This is a genomic window from Ruegeria sp. BHSB056 (assembly GCF_059613305.1).
On the sequence record NZ_JBXWSG010000152.1, the window covers coordinates 1 to 3,971 of the forward strand.

The 3,971-nt window shown below is 48.8% G+C and carries 3 protein-coding genes; 1 reads left to right on the forward strand and 2 read right to left on the reverse strand.

Features of this window, described 5'->3' with window-relative positions:
• Positions 1-245: 245 nt before the first annotated feature.
• On the reverse strand, positions 246-719 hold the full coding sequence (locus tag AC2FND_RS19715) for a hypothetical protein (RefSeq protein WP_496771408.1): 474 nt from the start codon (positions 717-719) through the stop codon (positions 246-248).
• A gap of 399 nt (positions 720-1,118) precedes the next feature.
• Entirely contained in the window at positions 1,119-2,282 is a 1,164-nt protein-coding gene (locus tag AC2FND_RS19720) for a hypothetical protein (RefSeq protein ID WP_496771409.1), read from the reverse strand.
• Between the two features lie 825 nt (positions 2,283-3,107).
• Here AC2FND_RS19720 and AC2FND_RS19725 point away from each other — a divergent pair.
• Positions 3,108-3,896 carry a hypothetical protein gene (locus tag AC2FND_RS19725; protein WP_496771410.1) on the forward strand — a complete coding sequence of 263 codons (789 nt, stop codon included), beginning with the start codon at positions 3,108-3,110 and terminating at the stop codon, positions 3,894-3,896.
• The last annotated feature ends 75 nt before the right edge of the window (positions 3,897-3,971 follow it).

A 3,971-nucleotide genomic window follows, 5' to 3' on the forward strand; every position in this document is an offset into this window, starting at 1 on the left:
TCCTTGATCATTCCAATAATCTGTTCGTCTGAAAATCTGCGTTTCATGGTCCATCCTTTTCTTGGACGGATTACTAACACCTCGATGGCCTGATTTCAGGGGGTTGGGTCACCTGATACGGCGCTTAACTTGAGTGTCCGGTTTTCTGGAGGCGTTGAGAACTTGCCAGAATCTGTCTCTGATTTACCGATCAACTAGCAGACTCCCGCCAAGAATGGATCACAAACAGTGATGGGTGATGCTGACTAGTTTTCTTCCGACCAAAAAATCTCACCGGGTCCATTCGTGCCCGGGAAGGCATATCCGAGTATCGTAACCGAGTTGACTACATCAATTATCAACTCACAAGTGCCAGTCTGAACTTGGGTCAAGAAGGCAACGTCTATCGGATCAATGAGCGACTTTTTCGACCTACGCTCCATGTACTTCAAACGAGACGCGCCGGAGCCATTCGGCAAACCCCACGACCCATGACAGAGTGCATTTCTCAGTTTAGCACCATCCCTCAACCTTTGTTCAAGTTGATCTACGTCTGCAACAGGTTTCGATGGATGGGCTTTGACCGACTTGATAAAGACATCGGTCAATGGCCCCAAAGGGTCGCTCAATGCCTTTTCCAGTTTGGCAATCCAGTCATCCGTTTCAGTCGCTATCTTGTCATCGGGAACTGGGACCGTTCCGGTAAAGAAGAAAATTGCGCTGCGCAGTGTGTCTTCCAAGAAACCAAACGTCGCGACAGAACGCCCTAGCGCCTACCAAAAGGTTGCATCATGGTTCTGCGTTGGAAAAAAATCGGGCAAATGCTTTTCGTCAATCAAGTAAGACATCTTGTATTCTCATCTGGAAACTTCAGCCCGACACTCGAAGAAAAAAGTTCTACTTTCAACGCCAATCTAATCAGTGGGAAAACTGCCATCTGCGTATCCCAATGCGCGCTGGTCTCGTCAGCTCGACCGATTGGGGTGACGGACGCGGCTGCGTGGAAATTCAATCTTACGCAGACAATTTCAAGATGTATTCGTCCGAATGCCGCTTCCTCGCCATGTCAACTCCTCTATTCGTGCCTGGTGTCGTGGCACGGTTTTTGGAGGCTAGGAAAACACCAACCGCGACTCAAATTATGGCAGTGTTGCACTCCAGTTTCTTACTGCTTCAATCAATGCCTGAAACTTACTCGGGTTGAGAACAAAGTATCCGCCAGCCGCAGGAATGCCCCACTTGATCGCTGTATCAATTGCTAAATCAGCCTTCCGCCCCACCCAACTTAAGCAAGATTTCAAAGCATCCGTAAGCTTCTTTAACGCAGATAAAATTAATGACTTGTCCGGCTCCTGAGCCTCGGCTTGTTCGGCGATTTCATCGACCGCCGCCCAAATGATTGCATAGTTTTCTCGTAAGGAAGATGGCAGCTCAACTTCTTCGGGGGGGTTGTTTCCACCTATCCCTAGCCGACTGTCAGAGATTACTGCGGCCCGTTCTTTTTCTAGTTCAGACAATGATTGCCTTACAGAAAATAGAGCCTCGATTTTCTCTATCTCCCGAGCCACGTGTGCGGGCCCCGATTTCCAATCTTGATCAGATAGCGATGAAGCAATCAAACCGCTCAGTTCCCAAGGCATAGGCTTGCCATCGTGGATTGCCTTGAACCATCTTAGCCAAAACCCCCATACGCCTTTGTCAAAAGCAAATAGATCATCAAGGTTCGAGTAGTCACCCAAGACACTACTTGGGCGTCCATTAACGTCCCATAGAGGGGGCCACTCTCCTAAAGCCTCTATGTCTGATGTGGCTAGTTTGGCCGCATTTTCAGCACCAGCCAACCAAGCCAACTCCCAGAAACCTCCCCCATATTCAACTGAAGGGTCTGGCTCACTGAAGCCGACTGCCCAAGCTAGAGCATTGCTAATTGCATTCTCGGCAACTTCCCTTCTGAGAGATCCTGCCGGTGGCTGTTCATCTCCATACAAAACTTGATTTTGACTTGGATGTGGTGAGGTAAAAAACAACTGATCATTGTAAATCTGTTGGGCCGAACCTGCGTAGCTCACACTGCCAAACGCAAAGCGTGCGGCTTTCCTAGCAGCGCCCAAATCGAAACTAGCGACGGTAGCAATGAGTAGGTGGTGCAACAACCGTAGAGTATTTTCTTGATCAAATGGCGCTTCCCCAATCGCTGCAGGAAATGATCTTAGAGCCATACGTGCTACAAACCGAACCCGAATTTGTCGATCTTGTTGTGATAGCCAAGATCTAGCGCTCTCAGCGTCAATAATCTCAATCAAAATGCATTCCTATTGAAGAACCTCGACAGACTTGAACCCGTTTGCGTTTGGTGTTTCTCCCCAACAGTACTGCATGGGTTTCAAGCCTTTGGCTTGCTCTATCTTTGTAGATCGCCTCGTTAACCACATCAACAACGTCGGATCGACGGCAAAAACTCCATACACTCAGACTGCATTCATCGCTCCGAAGGATATAAACTGTGGCACATCACGCTGAACCAGTAGATGGTCGCGACAAGTAACGCTGATCAAGAATACAGTAGTAACGCTACTTTTCGAAGCGATGCTAGTTTCTGAAATAGAATTGTGAGGCTGCAAAGCATGCGGGTATGTTTCGCGGTGTTTTGGCAATGTGCCCGCGGTGATGTTTATGGTTTTACCATCTCGGTAAGTATTTTGCAGAACGCATCAATACCGGTAGTTGCGTCTGCCCACAGCGAGTACGTGCTGAGCAACGCTCTACAACGCAGAGCGTGGCCGTTCGGCTAGCTTACGTAGCGTTGTGCCATTTGCGCCAAGTCCAAGCATCAGTGCGCCGTTCCGACGTCGGCCACATTTAGGGTGTTCGAAGAGTTCTAATTGCTAAATTGACTGCTTGGTAAGCATCGAAAACACTTTGCCTACTGTGGCGCCATCTTTCTAACCTCAAGAACCATGCTTTTTTGCAATGTTTGCGCGGGAAAAACATGGACTAAATCCCGGGGTCAATTCTATGTGCGCTTAGCATTCGGCATATGCGCTAGTGACAAGTCCTTGAAAAAGAATCACATTATCTTTTTGAATCTCATGGATTTTTTTGATTCAATATTGTTGAGAGGATTTTAGATGACCGTTTGTGTAGCGCTTAAAGTTCACGATTGCATTGTGTTTACCGCAGACAGTGCGACTTCGTTGACTGGCGTAGATCCGCAGGGCAACCACCTTGTCGTGAACATCTACGATCATGCGAACAAGGTATTCAATCTCCACAAAAAGCTTCCTATCGCAGCTATGACCGCTGGAATCGGAAATTTTGGTGCCTGTTCAATTTCGACCATATCAAAGGACCTGAGAGCGCTTCTTGCGAACGGTGACGGCGATTACCAGATATCGACTGATGACTACTCGATTGAAGAAGTGGCTGCGAAAGCGCGAAAGTACTTGTTTGAGGAACGCTTCGCGAAGCTGGAAGAAAAGCCCCAAGGCACTTTTCAGTATTGGGTTGGTGGTTACTCAGCAAATGCGGACTTAGGTGAGATTTGGAAAATCCAGATTCAGGACGGCGATTGCCCAGACCCTGTTTGCGAAGCACCTAAGGATGCCCCGAGCATGATCAGCTGGGGTGGTCAGACGGAAGCGATAAACCGGATACTTTTGGGTTACGGTCAGGGGCTACCTGACGCGCTGCTGTCTGCCGGTTTGCCAAATGAAAACCTGGATGCGTGCATTCGTCATGTAGCAGCGCGCACTCAGGCTGGGCTCGCTAACCCGGCAATGCCCACGCGAGACGCGATTGATCTTGCCGTATACTTAGCCGAAACGCAGAAGCAATTTGTGCGCTTTTCTATTGGGTCTAACACTGTTGGTGGCGAACTCGACGGTATGCGTCCGCTGGAGGAGCAATCCGTTGTTTGAGAGCGGTCAATCAGATGGTAGCTTTTATTGTTTCCTGGAGACAAGCGGACAGTTGCGCTCGGTCTTCAATCGGTG